This is a genomic window from Variovorax sp. GW821-FHT09B01, from assembly GCF_059418345.1.
Genome location: NZ_JBWKPQ010000001.1, coordinates 43,114 through 62,369 on the forward strand (window position 1 = coordinate 43,114; position 19,256 = coordinate 62,369).

Annotated in this window: 13 protein-coding genes; 10 read left to right on the forward strand and 3 right to left on the reverse strand. The window is 66.2% G+C overall.

All coding sequences use genetic code 11. From position 1 onward, the window contains the following. Window positions 1–19: 19 nt before the first annotated feature. From gcvPA to AC07RV_RS00225, 4 genes are read left to right on the forward strand one after another with little or no spacing between them, the layout of a single operon-like run. Window positions 20–1,438 (forward strand): aminomethyl-transferring glycine dehydrogenase subunit GcvPA, encoded by a 1,419-nt coding sequence (gcvPA, locus tag AC07RV_RS00210; RefSeq protein ID WP_493196308.1) that lies wholly within the window; start codon window positions 20–22, stop codon window positions 1,436–1,438. Next, window positions 1,435–3,021, forward strand: a complete 1,587-nt coding sequence (gcvPB, locus tag AC07RV_RS00215; protein WP_296783953.1) for an aminomethyl-transferring glycine dehydrogenase subunit GcvPB — start codon at window positions 1,435–1,437, stop codon at window positions 3,019–3,021. The genes gcvPA and gcvPB overlap by 4 nt, the downstream gene beginning before the upstream one ends. Window positions 3,022–3,031: 10 nt before the next feature. Then, window positions 3,032–4,012, forward strand: coding sequence for an LLM class oxidoreductase (locus AC07RV_RS00220; RefSeq protein WP_296783951.1), 981 nt, complete (start codon window positions 3,032–3,034; stop codon window positions 4,010–4,012). A 36-nt stretch (window positions 4,013–4,048) separates the two neighbouring features. After that, entirely contained in the window at window positions 4,049–6,082 is a 2,034-nt protein-coding gene (locus tag AC07RV_RS00225; RefSeq protein WP_296784065.1) for a prolyl oligopeptidase family serine peptidase, read from the forward strand. A gap of 42 nt (window positions 6,083–6,124) precedes the next feature. Here AC07RV_RS00225 and AC07RV_RS00230 read toward each other — a convergent pair whose 3' ends face one another. Genes AC07RV_RS00230 through AC07RV_RS00240 form a run of 3 tightly spaced genes read right to left on the reverse strand, consistent with a single transcriptional unit; the run spans window position 6,125 to window position 8,548 of the window. Next, window positions 6,125–6,874 (reverse strand): SDR family NAD(P)-dependent oxidoreductase, encoded by a 750-nt coding sequence (locus AC07RV_RS00230; RefSeq protein ID WP_296783948.1) that lies wholly within the window; start codon window positions 6,872–6,874, stop codon window positions 6,125–6,127. Between the two features lie 60 nt (window positions 6,875–6,934). Then, entirely contained in the window at window positions 6,935–7,474 is a 540-nt protein-coding gene (locus AC07RV_RS00235; RefSeq protein WP_444852520.1) for an ester cyclase, read from the reverse strand. A 15-nt stretch (window positions 7,475–7,489) separates the two neighbouring features. Further along, complete coding sequence (locus tag AC07RV_RS00240; protein ID WP_296783947.1) at window positions 7,490–8,548, reverse strand: alpha/beta fold hydrolase; 1,059 nt, start codon at window positions 8,546–8,548, stop codon at window positions 7,490–7,492. A 309-nt stretch (window positions 8,549–8,857) separates the two neighbouring features. On the opposite strand from AC07RV_RS00240, the gene AC07RV_RS00245 reads away from it, so the two are divergent. The 6 genes from AC07RV_RS00245 (at window position 8,858) to AC07RV_RS00270 (ending at window position 19,219) form a co-directional block, all read left to right on the forward strand. Further along, entirely contained in the window at window positions 8,858–9,511 is a 654-nt protein-coding gene (locus tag AC07RV_RS00245) for a TetR/AcrR family transcriptional regulator (RefSeq protein ID WP_296783945.1), read from the forward strand. Between the two features lie 734 nt (window positions 9,512–10,245). Continuing rightward, on the forward strand, window positions 10,246–11,574 hold the full coding sequence (locus AC07RV_RS00250) for an EAL domain-containing protein (protein WP_296783944.1): 1,329 nt from the start codon (window positions 10,246–10,248) through the stop codon (window positions 11,572–11,574). After that, window positions 11,571–12,347 (forward strand): hypothetical protein, encoded by a 777-nt coding sequence (locus tag AC07RV_RS00255; RefSeq protein WP_296783942.1) that lies wholly within the window; start codon window positions 11,571–11,573, stop codon window positions 12,345–12,347. The genes AC07RV_RS00250 and AC07RV_RS00255 overlap by 4 nt, the downstream gene beginning before the upstream one ends. An 80-nt stretch (window positions 12,348–12,427) precedes the next feature. Next, window positions 12,428–13,000, forward strand: a complete 573-nt coding sequence (locus tag AC07RV_RS00260) for a hypothetical protein (protein ID WP_296783940.1) — start codon at window positions 12,428–12,430, stop codon at window positions 12,998–13,000. A gap of 13 nt (window positions 13,001–13,013) precedes the next feature. After that, complete coding sequence (locus AC07RV_RS00265; RefSeq protein ID WP_296783938.1) at window positions 13,014–14,429, forward strand: CsgG/HfaB family protein; 1,416 nt, start codon at window positions 13,014–13,016, stop codon at window positions 14,427–14,429. Window positions 14,430–14,518: 89 nt separating this feature from the next. After that, on the forward strand, window positions 14,519–19,219 hold the full coding sequence (locus tag AC07RV_RS00270; protein ID WP_296783936.1) for a beta strand repeat-containing protein: 4,701 nt from the start codon (window positions 14,519–14,521) through the stop codon (window positions 19,217–19,219). Window positions 19,220–19,256 lie beyond the last annotated feature (37 nt).

A 19,256-nucleotide genomic window follows, 5' to 3' on the forward strand; every position in this document is an offset into this window, starting at 1 on the left:
CTATCCATGCCAGATTCAAGTGAAGGAACACCAGATGAATAACGGTACCGCCCATCCCTACATGGCGAACTCGGTCCCCGCGATCAAGCGGGAGATGCTCGACGCCATCGGCGTGGAGACCATCGAGGAATTGTTCGAGCAGATTCCGCGCGAGCATCGCCTGCAGCGTCCGATCGACCTGCCGCCGGCGCTCACCGAAAGCGAGCTGCGACGGCACATGGTGACGACGCTCGCCAGGAACAGGACCGCCGAGCAGAACCTCAATTTTCTCGGCGCCGGTTGCTGGCAGCATCACGTGCCTGCTGCCTGCGACGAGGTCGTGCGTCGCAACGAGTGGCTGACCTCGGTCTTCGGCGAGCCCAGTTCCGACCATGGTCGCAACCAGGCGTGGTTCGAGTTCTGCAGCCAGCTCGGTGAGCTGCTCGACATGGACCTGGTCGGGCTGCCGGTGCGAAGCTGGGGCGTTGCCGCCGGCCACGCCATTCGCATGGCGTCGAGAATCACGAGCCGCAACGAGGTCGTCGTCGTTCGTGCCATCGACCCCGAGCGGCTCGCGGTCATCCAGAGCCTGTGCGAGCCGGTCGACATGGCCAGCCATATCGCGATACGCATGGTCGACTACGACCCGGCGACCGGCCTGATGGACCTCGACCATCTGCGCGCGACGCTCACGTCGAAGACCGCCGCCGTGTACTTCGAAACGCCGTCGTACTTCGGCGTGATCGAGCAGCACGGCGCGCAGATCGCCGAGCTGGCCCACGCCGTGGGGGCCGAGGTGATCGTCGGCGTGGACGCCATCTCCCTGGGCGTGCTGTCCGCCCCCGTCCACTATGGCGCCGACATCGTCGTGGGAACGACCCAGCCGCTGGGCGTGCACATGAACGGCGGTGGCGGCGCCGCCGGTTTCATCGCCTCGCGCGACGAGGAGCGCTATGCGCATCAGTACCCGACGCTGTTCATCAGCATCTCCGAGACCACCAAGGAGGGCGAGTACGGATTCGGCCTGAGCCTGTTCGAGCAATCGTCGTACGGGCTGCGCGACAAGGGCAATGACTGGACCGGGCATTCCGTGTACATGTGGGCGATCGCCAATTCGGTGTACATGGCCATGATGGGTCCCCAGGGCTTCGAGGAAGTCGGCGAGCTAATTCTTCAGCGAGCGCACCATGCCGCCCGGCTGCTGGGCCGGATCCCCGGGGTGCGCGTCGTCTTTCCCGAGGGCTTCTTCAAGGAGTTCGTCGTCAACTTCGACGGCACCGGGGTGCCCGTGGCGCAGATCAACAAGCGGCTGCTCGCGCTCGGCATCTTCGGCGGCAAGGACCTGAGCAGGGACTTCCCCGCGCTCGGCGCCAGCGCCTTGTACTGCGTGACCGAAATCCACACGCTGGCCGACATCGAGCGCCTGGCCAACGCCATCCAGAAAGCGATCCAACCATGAACACCAAGCTGCGCGAATATCACGCTCCGGTATGGAGCGAGCCCGTCATTCTCGAAATGGGCCATCCAGGGCGCCGAGGCGTCCTCTTCTCTCCCGTCGAAGACAGGGTGCGCGCCACGGTCGGCGACGCGGCGGACCTGATTCCTTCGACCATGCGGCGAGCGCGCAAGCCCGCGCTGCCGGAGCTGTCGGAACCCGAGGTGCTCTACCACTATCTGCGCCTGTCGCAGCAGACCCTGGGCATGATGAGCATCAGCCTGTTCGGCACCTGCACGATGAAATACAACGCGCAGATCAACGAGGCGATGGCCTGGCGGCCCGAGGTCACGCACCTGCATCCGTACCAGGACGAGGACACGATGCAGGGAGCGCTCGAGATCGTCCACGGGATGGACAAGATCCTGCGCGAGCTCTCGGGCATGGACCAGTTCGTGTTCCAGGCCGGTGGCGGCGCGGACGCCGCCTACACGAGCTGCGCCGTGACCCGGGCCTACCACGCGGCCCGCGGCGAGCTCGCCCAGCGCGACGAGATCATCACCACGATCCAGACCCATCCCAGCAGCGCGGCCACCGCCGCCGCGGCCGGGTTCAAGGTCATCACGCTGATGATCGAGGAGAACGGCTACCCGTCGCTCGAAGCGCTCAAGGCCGCCGTCTCGAACCGCACGGCCGCCTTGATGCTCAACAACCCCGACGACATGGGCGTCTACAACCCGGAGATCCGCGAGTGGACCCGCATCGTGCGCGAAGCGGGCGGCATCAGCTTCTACGACCACGCGAACTTCAACGGTGCGATGACCAAGATCCGCGCCCGCGAGCTGGGGTTCGATGCCTGCATGTTCATGCTGCACAAGACCTTCGGCGCGCCCAAGAGCGGCGTGGGCGGTCCCGCGGTCGGCGCCTATGGCTGCTCGGCCGAACTCGCGCCCTTCATGCCCAAGCCACTGGTGGCGTTCGACGGCGAGCGCTACCGCCTCGACTACGACCGGCCGCAGAGCTGCGGCAAGATCCGCGAGTTCTGGGGCAACCTGCCGGTGATCGTCAAGGCCTATGCGTGGTCGCGTTCCATGGGGGCCGAAGGCATGGCCGAGGCCTCGGACCTGTCGGTGCTCGCGAACAACTACATGGAGCGTGGCCTGCTCGCGATTCGCGGCGTCACGCGCTCCCATCCCGATGCGAAGAGCCCGCGCCTCGAGATGACGCGCTACAGCCTCCAGCAGCTCAAGGAAGACACCGGCGTCGACGTGCATGACGTGCAGAACCGCATGGCCGACTTCGGCATCGACCCGATGTGGACCAGCCACCATCCGTGGCTGGTTCCCGAGCCCTTCACGCCGGAGGCGGGCGAGATGTATGGCAAGGAAGCCCTCGACACCTGGATCGCCGTGCTGGCCCGGATCTCGGACGAGGCCTATTCGAATCCCGAGCTCGTGAAGACGGCCCCGCACAACCAGGCGGTGCACCGACTGAAGAACGCGTTGATCGACAACCCCGCGCACTGGGCCATGACCTGGCGCGCCTACCAGCGCAAGAGCAAGCTGGAGAAGCGCCCTCTGGACGCTCTTCCCCGGCACGGGCACTGAGTTGGAAGGCATGACGAATTTCGACCAGCACCCCGGTTACTCGGCCATGTTCAAGGAGGGGCAGCTGACGCTGGGCCTCTTCTTCGCGATCGAGTCCTACCAGGGCGCGATCCCGGAGATGGACGTGGCCAGCCAGGTCCGCATCGCGAAGATGGCCGAGTCGCACGGCTTCGCGGCGCTCTATTTCAGGGACGTTCCCCTCCATGTGCCTTCGTTCGGCGACGTGGGGCACATCTACGACCCCTGGGTGTTCATGGGCCATGTGGGTGCGCACACCTCGCGCATCGCGCTGGCCACCGGCAGCATCATCACGACGCTGCGGCATCCCCTGCATGTCGCCAAGGCCGCCGCGTCCGTGGACCGGCTCTCGAACCAGCGCCTGGTGCTGGGGCTTGCCACCGGCGACCGGCCGACGGAGTTCGCAGCCTTCAACCAATCGCTCGACAACCGCGGCGAGCTGTTTCGTGAAGCACTCGCCGTCATGCGTACGGCCTGGCGGGAGGACTTCCCGCGTGTCGCCACACCCAGGGTCGACCTGTCGGGTGGCGACACGCTGCCCAAGCCGGCGCTGCGCGATATCCCAGTGCTGGTCACGGGCAACTCGCGCCAGTCGGTCGCGTGGATCGCGCAGCATGCGGATGGATGGCTGCACTACCCGCAGAACGTGGACCCGCAGGCCGTGACGATCCATCAATGGCGCTCGCTGCATCAGGGCTTCAAGCCCTTTGCCCAGTCGCTCTACATCGATCTGGCGGAGGATCCCGATGCAGCGCCCACACCCATCTTCCTGGGCTTCAAGTCCGGCCACCGCTTTCTCGTCGAGTACCTCGGCGCCTTGAGGGACATTGGCGTGAACCACGTCGGCTTCAATCTCAAATACGGATCGCGCCCGGCGGCCGAGGTGGTCCAGGAGCTTGGCGAGTTCGTGGTGCCGCATTTCCCTGCGCATGCGGCATCTCGAGATCTCACTAAAGACAAGGCTGGAAGCTGAACAACGTGTCCGAACCCCTCATGACCAAGATGGCCTATCCCACAACCCCGTCGTGTCGACGTCGTCGATGAGCTGTTCGGGCTAAAGGTCGCCGACCCTTTTCGCTGGCTCGAAGCCGACGCGCGCAACGACGCCGACGTGGCGGCCTGGATCCATGCGCAGAGCGCGCTGACGGCGGGCGCCTTGGCGTCGCTGCCCGCGCGCGATGTCTTTCGCGAGCGGCTGACCGCGCTGTTCGACCACGAGCATTTCACCGCGCCGCACCCGCGCGGCGGGCGCTACTTCCACCTGCGCCAGTCCGGCCTGAAGAACCAGCCCGCGCTCCTCGTGCGCGAGGGCGTGGAGGGGGAGGACCGCGTGCTCCTCGATCCCGACACATGGTCCGACGACGGCACCGTGGCGCTGGCGGAGTGGGCCGCGTCCAGGGACGGCGCCCATGTCGCCTATGCGGTTCAGGAGAGCGGCACCGATTGGCGGACCATCAAGGTCGTCGATGCGGCCACCGGCGAGGTGCTCGAAGACAGGATCGAGTGGGTCCGGTTCACGGCGATCGCGTGGGCCGCCGACGGTTCCGGCTTCTTCTATGCACGCTATCCCGAGCCAGGCGACGGCGCCGCGTCACAGGCGGCCCTTGCCAACCACGCGGTCTACTTTCATGCGATCGGCACGCGGCAACCGGACGACAGGTTGTTGCATGCGACGCCTGAGCGGCCCGAGCTGCTGCATTTTCCCGATGTCACCAGCGGTGGCCGCCATGCGCTGATCTACTCCACGCCGGGCTCACAGACCAATTCGCTGACCGTCGTGGATCTCGCCAGCGACGGTTGGGAGACGCACACGCTGGTCGGCGATTTCGACAACGAGTGGACGGTGGTCGGCGACGTGGGCAGCACGCTCTATGTGCTGACCAGCCATGCGGCGGAGCGCCGCAGGATCGTGACCCTCGACCTCGAGGCCGAGAATCCGGTCGCGGTCGAACTGGTGCCCGAAGACGCCGCGGTGCTGAGCCATGCCTGGCTGGTCGGCGGGCGCTTGATGGCCACCTATTTCGTCGACGTCAAGAGCGAGATCCGGCGCTACACGCTCGACGGCCGGCCCGACGGCACGATCGCGCTGCCGGGCATCGGCAGCGCGGGCGGCTTCCAGGGCCATCGCGACGACAACGAAGCCTTCTTCGTCTTCACCAGCTTCAATGCGCCGACCACGATCTATCGCTACGACGTGGCCGCCAACACGCAGGCCGTGTGGGCGGCGCCGAAGGTGGGTGTCGATCTGGAACGCATCGTGGTCGAGCAGCATTTCTACGGCGCGAAGGACGGCACCCGCGTGCCGATGTTCATCGTGCGGCGCGACGACGTCGTCGGCGCGGCGCCCACGCTGCTGCACGGCTACGGCAGCTTCGGCATCAGCATGGTTCCGTTCTATTCACCCGACCAGCTGGCGTGGGTCGAGCAGGGCGGCGTGCTGGCCATTGCCAACATCCGTGGCGGTGGGGAGTACGGCAAGGCCTGGCACAACGGCGCGCGCATGGACCGGAAGCAGACCAGTTTCGACGACTTCATCGCCGCCGCCGAATATCTGCACGACCGCGGGATCGTGTCCGAAGATGGCCTGGCGGTCCATGGGGAATCCGCCGGCGGCCTGCTCGTGGGCGCGGTCGTCAATCAACGCCCCGAGTTGTTCGCGGCCGCCTTGCCGGGTGTCGGCGTGATGGACATGCTGCGTTTCAACCAATTCACCGGCGGCCACCTGTGGACGGGCGAGTACGGCGATCCGGCAGACCCGGCGCACTTCGACAACTTGCTGGCCTACTCGCCGTATCACAACGTTGCCGCCGGCAAACGCTATCCCGCGATCCTCGCCACCACCGCGGACACCGACGATCGCGTGGTGCCCGCACACACCTTCAAGTACATCGCGGCCATCCAGGCCGCCGACACCGGGTCGCAGCCGCACCTCGTGCGCATCGAGACGCGCGCGGGCCATGGTGCCGGCAAGCCGATGACGAAGGTGATCGACGAGCTGGCCGACAAGTGGGCGTTCGCCGCGCATTGGACGGGGCTGAAGTAGAGGCGACCGTGGCGCCGGGCGCTGCCGGCCAGGCGTGCTTCGTCACGCAGTCCATCCGCCGTCGGCGTTGATGGCCTGGCCGGTAATGAGACGGCCGTGCTCCGATGCGAGGAACGCGACGAGCGCGGCGACTTCTTCCGGCTTGCCATAGCGTCCGATGGCCATCATCTTGGCGTGCGCGACCGAGTGCGGATTCCGTTCCGGATCCGCCGGATTCATTTCGGTGTCGGTCGGTCCGGGATTGACCGTGTTCACGGTAATGCCACGGCTGCCGAGTTCCCGCGCCAATGCGCGCGTGAGTCCCGCCACCGCCGCTTTCGACGCGGTATAGATCGAGAGTCCGGGAAAGTTGGCCACCTGCCCGAAGGCGGAGCCGATGGCAACGATCGTGCCGCCGTCCTGCATGTGGGGAACCGCAGCCTTCGCCGCTTCGAAAACGCTGCGCACATGGATGTCGAAAGTGGCGTCGAAGCGATGGCCATCCAGTTCATCGATGGGCGCGGCGTCGAACACGCCGGCGGCGGACACCAGAATATCGACCTTCCCGAATTCGGAAACGGCCGCTTCGACAGCACGCGCGGTCGCGCCACGTTCGAGCGCGTCGGCCTGAATGGCAAAGCCCTTGCGCCCGGCCTGGCGTACCTGCTCGATCACCGATTGAGCACGCTCGGCCGAACGCGCATAGGTGATGGCGACGTTGGCGCCTTGGCGCGCCAGTGTGAGCGCGATCGCCGCGCCGATGCCACCACTGCCGCCGACAACGAGCGCGGTCTTGTTGGAGAGTTCGATCATGAAGATTTCCTTGGTCTTGATTGCTGTGGATGCGGGATGCGGGGCTCGTGTCGGCTTTGTCTACTTCTTGCCGGCAAGCTGCCGCTGAACCTCGAGCACGTCGATCGCGTAGTTCTGTTCGTAGAACTTTCCGTCGCGCACTTTGTGAAACGCGAACTCGCCGTACTCCACCGTGACGCCGGTGGGTTGCAGTCCCAGCCATTGCTTCGCCGGGGTGCCGATGTTGTAGAGCCGGGCGGCGACGGTATCTCCGTCGATCGCGAGATCGACGACCCGCCACTTGAAGTCGGGTACGGCGTCGATGTGACCCTTCAACGATGCGATGACGTCATCGCGGGTGATCGTTTTTCCGTGCTGGGTCAGCCGCTCATGAACGAACTCCGTCATGCGATCCATGTCGTGCGCGTTGAGCGCGTCTATGTATCGTTCGAAGAATGCCTTGAGTTCGCTTCTGGACATCGCCGTGCCTCCTCGGGTGTGGGTTGAGATCGGGGACTGAGCGAACGCCGCGCCCGCATGCATGAGCGCCATTGCGCCACCCAGTGCGGTGGTCTGCATCACGAAGTCGCGCCGTCCTTTTGGAGAATTCATTTCGTCCATCTCGCTCGCCACCTGTCAGCGGCGGCTCTGACGCTCTGCGGAGCGCAAGAAATTCAGCGTGAGATCGGCGACTTGATCGGGCGCTTCCTCGGCGATGTAGTGGCCGCTCTCTTGAATGTGGACCATCTGCGGATTGACGATGCGGGCCTGCATGAAATCGACCAGCAGGGGATTGCCGAGGCCGCCGATTCCCAACGAAGGAACATCGATCTGCTTCGGATAGGCAGCGTTGTCCTCGAGATCCTGAGGGAAGGCCTTGTACCAGCCGTTCCCGCCGCGTATGCCGTCCGGCGTGTTGTAGGCATTGGCATAGACGGCGCGGTCGCGCTGCGTGAGCGCATCCTGCTTGTAGAGCAGGTTCTTCCAGAACCAGTCGAGGTAGATATGCGCTCTCCCTTCGATCAGCGCTTCAGGCAGCTGATCCATTTGGTGGAATGCGAACCACCAGATGAAGAAGTGATCCTTGAAGGGTCCTGACAGCGGCTTCGCGGGCACCATCTTCAGATCGGCAACGGATGCAGGAAGCGCGGAGACATCGAGATAGACGGTGGAAAGCGTCGCCTCCGGGAATTGAGCTGCGAACGCGTAGGCGACATGCGAGCCGATGTCGTGCCCGACGATGTGCGCGCGTTGATGGCCCAGGCTCTTGAGAAGCTCGCGGATATCGACGGCCATGTTCTTCTTGTCGTAGCCACCTTCGGGCTTGCTCGACGTTCCCATGCCCCGAAGATCCACCGCGATGACGCGATGGTTCCGCGCCAGCGCCGGCATGATCTTGTGAAAGGCCCACCAGGTCTGCGGCCAACCCGGCATCAAGATGACCGGCGTGCCTTGCCCGCCTTCGACGTAATGCAGCCGGGTGCCGTTCACATCGGCAAAGCCGTTCTTGAATCCCTTCAGCTCGCGCACGAGGGCTTCATCGGAGACATCCATCGAAGCATAGGGATTGCCTTTGTCGGTGGTCTGGGCCGATGCCGCCGCTGGCAGCAGAAGGCTCAAGCCAAGAAGGACGGCGCTCAGGTTGCAGCGTGCCAATGCCATCAAGCCCGAAGACCGTGTTTGCGCGAGTCCCATCGAATTCCTTTCGTTGCAAGTTGCCGAATCACAAGACGTTCAAGCAGGGCGCGGTCTTCACTTGGGCCTCGCAAGGTGAAAGCGACCTGGAACTGCCGAATTATGTGGTGATCGATAAAGTATTGCAACCATCCGCCAGGAAGATGTGGAGATTCAACCGCCAGCCAGACCTGGCTGTCAGGGATGTCTCCCAGCGTCGACGTGTCATCTATCTGTAACGGTGCGATAAGATGCCACGGAAGCAGGTCGTCCTGACCCGGAGAGATCCGGCCAGCGCTGCTCGAAAATCTGTCTTATATGTATCGAACGATGAAGAAATCGATCAACACGGAAGTCGAGTCCTCGAAGATCGAACGCAGCCGAGGACGGCCGCGCGAGTTCGATCGTGCGAAAGCCCTGGAGCAAGCAACGCGACTGTTCTGGGCCAAGGGTTACGACGCCACCTCGATCTCCGACCTGATCAAGTCCATGGGGATTGCATCCCCGAGCCTCTACGCTGCGTTCGGTTCGAAGGAGGCGCTCTATGCCGAGGTGATTCGCCACTACGGCGAAACGCAGGAGCCGCATTTCTGGAATGGATTCCAGGCGGCTGCGAAAGCGCGCGATGCGGTCAGGTGGCTGTTGATGGATACCGCCGTTTTTCTGAGCGGATCGCCGGGCGAGCACTCCAATGGATGCATGGTGGCGCTCTCATCGGTGGGCGTCGGCAATGAGAAGCTGGCCGAGCAACTTCGATCGGCGCGCGGGGTCGGTCTGCGGCGACTCGAGGATCGCCTTCGACAAGCGGTCGAAGAAGGCGAGATCGCGAGCGCCACGGATATCCATGCGCTCGCACGCTTCGTACAGACGGTGCAAAGCGGCATGTCGATACTGGCGCGCGACGGAGCGACCCGCGAGGAGTTCGAGGGCATCATCGAGATCGCGATGCTGGGTTGGGATGCTCGAACGAATGGCCAGGGGTGATTGCGCCTGCCCAGGTTGTCGTCGAATTGCCGCTGTCTTGCGTGAGCATCACTTGCCGATGCGGCTCGCGCGGGCGATCACCAGGAGTGAACGCATTGCCATTTTTGTGGCACTCACTGGCATGCCGGATCTGGAACAACAGGCAATTCCGATCTGCGCAAAGCCAGGCCAATGCGCGCTCATCGCGAGCGACAAATAGCACGCATCTCCGCGTGTGGCCTATCCCACAAATACGGTAGAAGCCCGAGATCGTTGCGTGGGGAAAACAGCGTGCCGGATGCGGGGCCGCGTTACTGCGAAATGTTTCCCAAAAGTGAATGCATTCACATACTCATTCTGCGCACCTACCTGTTTCCTACCGTTATCTGTAGTATCCATTCGTACTACAGCTTGCAACGGAGATAACGATGACGATCGCGCGTGCTATAGGCAGCTCACCTTAGACAGTGCCGCCAGGGATCTCGACAGCTCGCCCTAGCGCACCACTCGAGCATTAACCGCCCACAGCGGTAGCCGGTCGTCAGAACGTAGACGACTCGCCCACGACCCCAGACGCCCCATTCGCTCAACGAGCCGCTTCGGCTCGTATGGATGGGTGCGCCTGCGCGAAAACAGCCGGACTCCATGCAAAGACCCGCGTGCTGCGGGAGGGATGAGTCTTGCCGTTCGAAAAACAACCGACGTTGCCTCGCCCGAGGTCGACGCTTTCGAAACAAGACTCTGGAGAGTTTTGGATGCTTGCCCTATCGCCCAGCGGGGGACATCGTTTCTTTGCTGGACTTCATGCCCGCACGACGGTTTCGCCTCGTACGCTGATCTCTTCGATCGCGAGCGCTCACAACCGCACCGATGCAACTGCCAGTCAGTTGCAGCAACGTGCGTGCGCATACGTCTTCATCGGGAATCTTCCACAGCTCTCGCAGGCATACGGCATCGATTTCGCGATGGCCGTCAGTCGCGAGGTCCGCCGCCGACTCTGTTTCTCGTTCGTTCGCACGGAGAGCACCGACTTCGCCTTTCTGCGTGATGACTGCTACTTGCTGTGGTCTAACGAAAGTTTCCCCGTTCCGGTTGACTCCTCGCTGACTTCGGCCTGCGAACGCCTCGAGTCCTTGCTCGCGCATGTGGCCAAGCGTCCGATCGTGTACCGCGGTATCGCAGCGCTGGTGCAATTGCACAGTGACTGGATCGACGTACGCCCTCCTGCGGAGATGGACAGCACGGACGTCGAGCTCGCGCTATGGACGGCTCAGCAATGCGCGGAGTTCGAGCCGATGGAGCTGGATGGCTGGCGCCATCGATACCGCAGCGACATGGACGTCGCCGTGCGGGTGGCCGATGCGCTGTCCCGAGGATTCCTCAGCATGTCCTGGCGCCCGGTGGTCGGCGTGTATGGCGGCTCGACCTCCCTGTATCACTCGCTCGTTGCAAGCGCGGGGCCGGTGCCGGAGGAAAGCCGCGCCGACGCAGTGCGCGACAGCCTCTATGGGCCGTGCCTCGAGCGACTCGGCCTGGCGCGGCTGTGGGACCGCCATGCGATGCGCAAGACCCTGGCGATCCTGCGCCAGCGCCCGGCGTTGCGTCTCGGCGTGCGCCTCTCGACGCAAAGCGCGCACTGCGATCACTGGTGGACCTCCCTCTTCGCCGCGCTGCAGACCGAGCCGATGCTCGCTTCGCGCCTGGTGGTGGAGTTCAGCGCGAGCGGCGCTGTCTGCGCACTGGAGGCCATGCGCAAGTTCTGCAGCCGCCTGCAGGCGCTGGGTTGCCGTATCGCAGTTCGCAACCTCGGATGCCGCGACGGTGACCTCGCCATCGTTCACGCCTGCCGTCCCGACATCGCAAAGGTCGATCCGTCCTTCTTGCGCCGAGCCCGCGGCGGCGAGTTCGGACTGGAAGGGCTGCAGGAGATGGTGTCGCTGGCCGGCCACCTGGCGACCTATGCGGTCGTCGATGGCATCGAGCGCGAAGAGGACATGCACCTGGCGCTGCGCGCGGGGGCCCAGTGGCTGGAGGGCTCCTTTCTCGAGAGCGCGAAGCTCGGGCGAGGGGAGGCGTACGCGTGAACGGCGAGATGCACATTCTTCTCGCGCGCATGGGTCTTCTGCTGGAACAGCTGCAGGAGACCGTGGGCGACCTGCTCGTTTGCAATGAGTCGAACCGGAACCGGGTGCAGCTTCCGCCCGCCACGAAGCCCGCGCCGGGTGAAGCCGACAGCGCGACCGATGCCCAGTATCTGGCCCTCGAGGAGGCCATCCGCCAGCAGCGAAGAAGCGAGGTCCGCGAAAAGCTGCGTCCCGGCCGGCCCGTGGCGCCGCCCGCCGCCGCGGCAGAGGTCTCGTTGGGCTCGAGCAGTTGGCGGCTCGCGATGAATGGTTGGCGACTCGTGGCCGATGAGAAGGGCTTCGAGGTACGACTGCGTCCTCAGGAACGCTCGCTGCTGTTGCGGGTGGCTCATGCGCCGAGCCAGTTCCTCGCGCCGCACGAGGTCCGGGAACTCAATCGCTCGCTCGCCACGTCGGTCGTTGATGTCGCCGGTGCCTTCGTTCCCGGTCGCGACGAGGACGCGGAGGAGGGCGAGGCATCGATCGATCTGCTGCACACCAAGGTCATCGGCCGCCTGCGTCGGCGCATGCGCACGCATGGCCATCTGCTTCCGCTGCGCACCTCCGCGGCAGGCAGCGTCTACGTCGATGAAGGCGGCGATCTCCCGCGCCAGATTCGGCGTCGGCCCGGCGTTTCCAAGACCCGTCACTCGCAACGAAGCGACAAGTCGCAGATCGCCCTGCACCTGGACCTCCGCGCCTCCTCGACAGAGCACACGGGCGGCGCGACATGAGCGCGTTGCCTTCTGCCGTCTCCGCCGGCGGCCCTTCGCCCAGGCCCTCCCACCGCACTCCACAAGCAAACGGACACCTCATGACCACTTCACCTCACTCCCACCCAAAGCTCTGGCGCGTGCACGACATCACCCGATCGCTCGAGAAGGGTCTTGTCGCAGCCTGCCTGATCGCTGGCGCGGGCCAGGGGATGGCGAACAACGTCGGAGAGAACTCCGCGTGGCAGTTCCAGACCTCGGCGGACAAGGCCAACCAGGCCGCCATCCAGGACATGGTCCAGCGGCGCAAGGCCGGCAGCTATGGCGCCTCCAGCACCACCAACAACACCTACATCCAGCGCCAGTTCAACTGCGACGTCAGCGCGACCGCGCAGGGCAACCAGGGCTCGAACAGCACCGTTGCCAACTCGCCGAGCACCAGCGGCGCCGCGGCCACCTCGACCGGCAACGACAACACCGGCTGGAGCGGCAGCGGCACGGTGAGCACCGGCCAGGCCAACGCCGGCACCGTCGGCTCCCAGGTGAACGGCTCCACGACCACCGGGGTGCAGGGCTGGGCAGCCCAGGCACTCAACTCCAACCAGACCAACAGCGGCAGCCAGAGCGCAAGCGTCAGCGGCAGCACCGCCTGTGCCTACGGAACGCTCAACTGACGGAAATCCAGTCATGACATCGATCACCTTCGCTCGACCACGCCCGATGCCCACCACGGCGGTACGCACGCTCGGTGCGGCCGTTGCACTCGCCGCACTCGCGGGCTGCGTCACCGCCCCGCAGGAACGTGCCGCGCCCAAGGAAGCCCCCATCGTTCTCGGACCGGCCGTGCGCGACAACGTGACGCCGATGGAGGCCGTGCTCGCCTGCTACGGCGATCACGTCGCCGCCACCTCCAGGCCGCCCATCGTGGTCTCCGTGGGAGACGTGAAGGACTACACCGGCAAGTACAGCATCAACGAGGGCAACGCCATCACCCAGGGCGGTGCGCTGATGGTGTATTCGGCCCTGGGCAAGATGGGCGGCGCGGTCCAGGTCGCGGAGCGCTTCGATCCGGTCATCGCGGAGCGCGAGCTCGGCTATGCCGATCGCCGGCAGCTCGGCGACGGCCGCTCGCACCAGCTGGCGGGACCGACCGGCAACCAGGTGGTGCCCTGGCTGCCCTACTTCGGCGGCTCGATCAACAAGTCCGACTACTTCATCGTGGGCGGCATCACCGAGCTCAACTACAACATCAACTCGGGCGGCGCCGAATTCGCCGTCAACCAGGTCGGCATCAAGGCCAGGACCTTCAGCCAGTCGGTGGGCGTGGACCTGCGCATCGTCGATACCCGCACGCTGATGATCCTCAAGACCATCAGCCTGACCAAGCAGTTCAACGGCTACGAGGTCGGGTTCAACGTCTTCCGCTTCTTCCGCAACGACCTGTTCGACGTGGACGTTGGCGCCAAGGGCCAGGAGCCGGTGCAGCTGGGCATTCGCGCGGCGCTGGAAGAGGCCGTGGTCCGCCTGGTCGCCGCCGTCACCAAGGTCGACCCGAAGCCCTGCCTCGGGATGCGCGTGTTCGATGAACTGCCGCGCCAGTCAGCGGAGTCGCTTCGCAAGGTTCCCAACCCGATCGTCGATTCCAGCGGCGCGCGCGTGCTCACGGGCGAGGCCGTCAACGCGGCCAGCAACGCATCGCCCGTCAGCGCAGGCGACGGCGCGAGCGTGCAGATCCCGTTCGAGTTCGGCGCCGCGGCACTGACCGGCGGCACCTTGAATCTGCTCGACCAGATCGCGGCGGCCGCCGCCAAGGCGCCCACCGAAGTGGTGCTGGTGGCGCGCGACACCGAGAACTGGGACGCGGGCAAACGCGATCTGCTGACGGACCAGCGCATCGGCGTCGTGACATCGGCGCTGATCTCGCGGGGGATCGCCCCCGGCGGCATCAGCGTGAGCTGGCGGCCCGACAAGGCCGACACGGCCATCCATCGCGACGGTCCGGGATTGCAAGAGGTCGCCAAGTTGCGCGTCCAGGGCGCGGGCTCGGGCAAGGGCGGGCCGGTTCAACCAGCCCGAGAGGAGAACACACGACGAGGGAGCTAAACCGCACTGAAAGCTGAACGCCACCACCACATCGATCCTCCGGATCCACCGAATTTTCGGAACTTTTGATCAATACCCAAGGAACTTCCATGAAGAAGACTCGCAATCTCCAGTCGCGTGCCATCAAGGCGCCGGCACTCAGCCGCGTCGGCCTCGCCGTGCTCGCCAGCTTGGCTGCCGGCGGCGCCATGGCCGCACCGCCCGAACTGGGCGCGACCACCACCATCAACGCGACCACCTCGACCGCCACCGCCTCGGGCTTCCTCACCGTGGATTCGGTGCAGACGAAGTCGCAGCCGGTGTCGGCGACCGCCGCCGGCCAGCAGATCGGCATCACGGTGGACGGCGTGCAGACCGGCACGTCGAACACCACGACGCAGAACACGGTGAACGCCACGGCCAAGGCCAATGAGTTCTCCAACGCGATCGACCTGTCCCTGACCGGCAACACGATCGCGCTCGATGGCGCTGCATCGCTGGGCGTGCAGACCAACACCGGCGCCATCACCAGCAACGCGACCGGCAACTCGGTGGGCGTGAACCTCAATGGCTTCTCCTCGGGCGGCGCCTCGAACACGCAGAACACGATCTCGGCCACCACCGTGATCAATGGCGGTGCCTCCTCGGTGGCGGGCACCGTTCCGGTCGACTACGTCTCCAATGCCCCCGGCATCACCACGAGCACGCATTCGGCCGCCACGAACAGCAGCCAGGCCTCGGGCAGCATCGTGGTCACCACGGCGCAGCAGGGCACCGGCCCCGCATCTTCCGCGAGCGCCAGCGGCAATGCCGTCACGCTCGATCTGACCGCGGACGGCGCGAACGCCGTGAGCTCGGCGCCTGCACTCGACGGCAACACCGTCTCCGCCACGCTCAAGGGCAATGCGGCGACCAACACCGCCTCGATCCAGGCCGGCGGCGCACCGACCTTCGCCGGCTCGGCCGTCGTGAGCAATCTGCAATTGAACCAGGGCGTGGGCGTGACGCACAACGCGTCGAACACCGCCACCTCGATCGATGCCACGATCGGCAGCAACGGCACGGGCACCACAAACGTGCTGAACGGCGCCCTGTCCGTTCAAGGCAACACGATCTCCAGCGCGGCCACGGGCAACGAAGCCCTGGGAGCAGCCGGCGTCGCCGGCAACCGCATCGTGCTCGCCGACGGCATCTCCGTCGCCGGTTCGGGCGGCCCGACCGTCAACAGCAGCACCTACAGCGCCGGCAGCCAGAGCTCGCAGCTCGGTGCGGACCTCGCGATCCTGAACACCCAGGGCAATGTCGGCGTGGCGCTGCAAGGCTCCACCAATGCCGCCAGCGTGACCGCCACCGTGCAGTCGATCGACGGCGGCGCGGCAACCGTCTCGGGCAACGCGATCACCTCCGCGGCCACCGGCAACGCCGTTTCCAGCGCGATTGCGACCGGCCAGAACGGTGCGACCTTCTCCGCCACCGCCGCGCTCGCGAACCAGCAGAGCAACTTCGGCGGCGGCGTTTCGGCCGTCACCGCACCGTCGATCATCGGTGCCGCGACCGGCCTGGAAAACGGCACCACCAAGGACAGCACGGTGGCCGTCGAGCAGAACCGCGCCGCGGCTTCCGCCTACGGCAACAGCGCGACCCAGAGCCTTTCGCTGGCCGCCAACGCCTTGCCACTGGGCGCCGGCGCCACCGTCCTGAGCGGTGGCCGCACGCCCGATGGCAACGTCTCGGCCAGCGGCGCCGCCACGATCACCAGCCTGCAGAGCAACTACGCCAGCCCGGTTTCGGCCACGCTGGGCGGCTCGTACGTGGGCGCGTACGTCGACTCGCGCGGCACCGGCGGTGACACCATCACCGGCAGCACGGTCAGCGCCAGCAAGAACACGCAGGAAGCCGTCGGCCTGGCCAACAGCGCTTCGAACACGCTGTCGCTCACTGGCACGAGCATCGGCTCGGGCGCAGGCATCGCGAACATCCAGGTGGTGGACGCAGCCTCGCCGGTGAGCACCGTGCTGGGCGGCTCGGCCGCCGCGGTCTACGCCGGCACGCACATCACGGACACCAGCCTGAGCCTGTCGGACAACCTGCAGCGCTCCATCGCCTACGGCAACTCGACCGGCAACACCCTGACGGTTGCCGCCAACGGCGCCACCGTGCCCACCTCGGTGGCACCGGCGTCCACGCTGTCGAGCACCCCGAGCCTGGGCGGCACGGTCACCGCCGCCTACGGCCTGCTGAACAACCAGTCGGCACTCGGCGACGTGGATGCGCAAGCCACCGGCTTCGGCGGTCCGCTGGGCGCGCTGACGGTCCTGCTGGAAGGCAACGCCACCCGCAGCCAGATCGCCAACCAGGGCAATGCCTTCGTCGCGGCCGCTTACGGCAACGACGCGAGCAACGCCGGCAGCGTGAGCCTGGGCACCGGTGTCGACGCAGCGGGCGCGGCATCGATCGCCAACGTCACCAGCGCACAGACGGCCAGCGGTGCCGTGTCGGCAACCGCCACCGGCGGCGCCGTTATTGCCACCGCCATCCAGGACAACGTCTCGGCCTCGACGGTTGCCACCTCCGGCAACCAGATCCAGGCCCTGGCGTTCGGAAGCCGCGGCACGAACAGCCTGAGCGCATCGGGCAATGGCATCGACACCGCATCGGCCACGCCGCTCACCGGCGCGACCTCGAACGCCGGCACGCTCACGACCAACGCCGCCTTCAGCGTGCAGAACGCGCAATCGGGCGCGGGTTCGGTCACCGCGACGCAGCGTGACGGAGCGCTGGTCGGTGGCACCGCCGCCGGCGTGCTGACCGCCGTGGGTGGCAACGTGACCGGCTCGAGCATCGCCTCGAACGACAACGTCTCCACCGCCTCGGCGACCAGCAACGCCGCGACGAACAGCCTGGGCCTGTCGGGCAACGGCCTGTCGACCACCACCGCCTTGCAGAACTCGCAGACGACCAGCGCCAGCGTCAATGCGCTGATCGGCCAGGCGGGTGTGGCGGGAAGCGCGGGTACCGCACCCGAGCCCTTCACGTTCAGTGCCACGGGAAGCGGACTGACTGTTTCCGGTTCCGGCGCGACCCTGACCTTGACGGGCGGTACGCTGACGGTGCTGGCATCCAGCCTCTCGCCGGCGCAACTGAGCTATCTCACCAGCAACGGCTGGACGCAGTCGGGCGGAAACGTCAGTGGTTCGGCGATTTTGCTCGGCACGATCTCGTTGTCGGCCTACTCGGCGATCGTGGACGGGGGCGCGGCCGTGCTGTCGGGGCTCATCCCCGGCACGCCGGCCACGCCGAGCGTCCCCAACCAGGGCGGCGTCATCCTGGCCGTCTCGGGTGCCGTGACCGGCTCGCAGTTGTCCGTCAACGGCAACAGCAACACCGGCTCGGTCACGGGCAACAGCGCGACCAACACCACGAGCGTCACCGGCAACTCCGTCGCAGCCGGCAGCGGCCGCACGGTGGCGACCGCTGGTGCCCTCGTGACCGGCTCGGGCGCGCAGGCGGACAACGCGCTGTCGAACGTGCAGTCGGTGACCGGTGACTCGGCGCTGGTGAGCAACGTGTACGGCAGCTTCGCGGTGGATACCGTGGCCGGCTCGGCCATCGGCAACTCCACGGTGAGCGTGTCCAACAACAGCCAACGCGCAAGCTCGGTGGCCAACACGGCCACCAACACCCTGGGCGTGACCGCCACCAACCTGGCAGCGACCTCCGCGCTGGCCTCGCAGCAATCGAGCACCGCCTCGGTCGCCGCGAGCTCGGACGCGGAGCTGTACGCGCCGGGCGCCGTGTCGGGCTCGTCGGTGGCGCTGGCCAACAACCGCAACGTCTCGCTGGGCGTGATCAACGATGCCACGAACGCGCTGACGGTCACCGCGGGCAACGCAACGCCGGTCGGTGCCACGACCAATGCCGTTCTGAACGCGGCGGGCGCCACCGGCGACCACGTGCTCAGCAACAGCCAGGCCGCGTCCACCGCGGTCTCCAGCACGGCGAGCACGCGCCTGTACAACCAGGATCGCGTGGCCACGGCCACCACGGGCCTGGCGGACAGCACGTTCTCGATCACCGGCAACGCGACCACGGCCGAGGCTTCGGCCAACCGCGCCGACAACAGCGTGACGCTCTCCGGCGCCGCGCTGCAAGGCAGCAACGCCGGTCTGAGCAATGCGCAGACCAGCAGTGCCGCCGTCAACGCGAGCTCGATCACCGCCGCGGGCTTCAGCCTGGCGGGTGGCGTGCCGGCAGCGACCGCCGCGCTCAACAGCGGGCTGACCATCGACGGCAACAGCACGATGGCGCTGGCTCGCGGCAACGCGGCAAGCAACGTGCTCAACGTGTCGGCTGGCAGCAGCTACGCGACGCCCGCACCGGTTGCCGGCAGCACCGTCGGCGCCTCGCAAGCGGCCGCTGCCGTGCTCAACAACCAGGGCAACACGGGCAACGTGAGCTCGTTCGCGACGGCCAGCTACCAGGTGGCCCTGAACGCGACGGCTCCCGTGCTCGTGCCTGGCGTGAGCGGCAGCACCGTGGCCGTCACCGGCAACACGACCGCCGCCGAAGCGTACGGCAACACCGCGACCAACCGCGTGAATGTGAGTGCGCCTAGCGCCAGCCGTCCGACGGCTGCGGTCGGAAACTTCCAGACCAACAGCGGCACGGTCGTGGCGACTGCCACCGGCGTGAACTACGGCATCGGCGTCACTGGCGCGGCGACGGGCAGCACGCTGCGCGCGGCCGGCAACCAGGTCAGCGCCACGGCCGTGGGCAACTCCGCCGTGTCGACGATCGCGTCGGTGCGGTGATCTAGTTTCGCCCCTCCCCCGGCGGACGGTTTGCTGC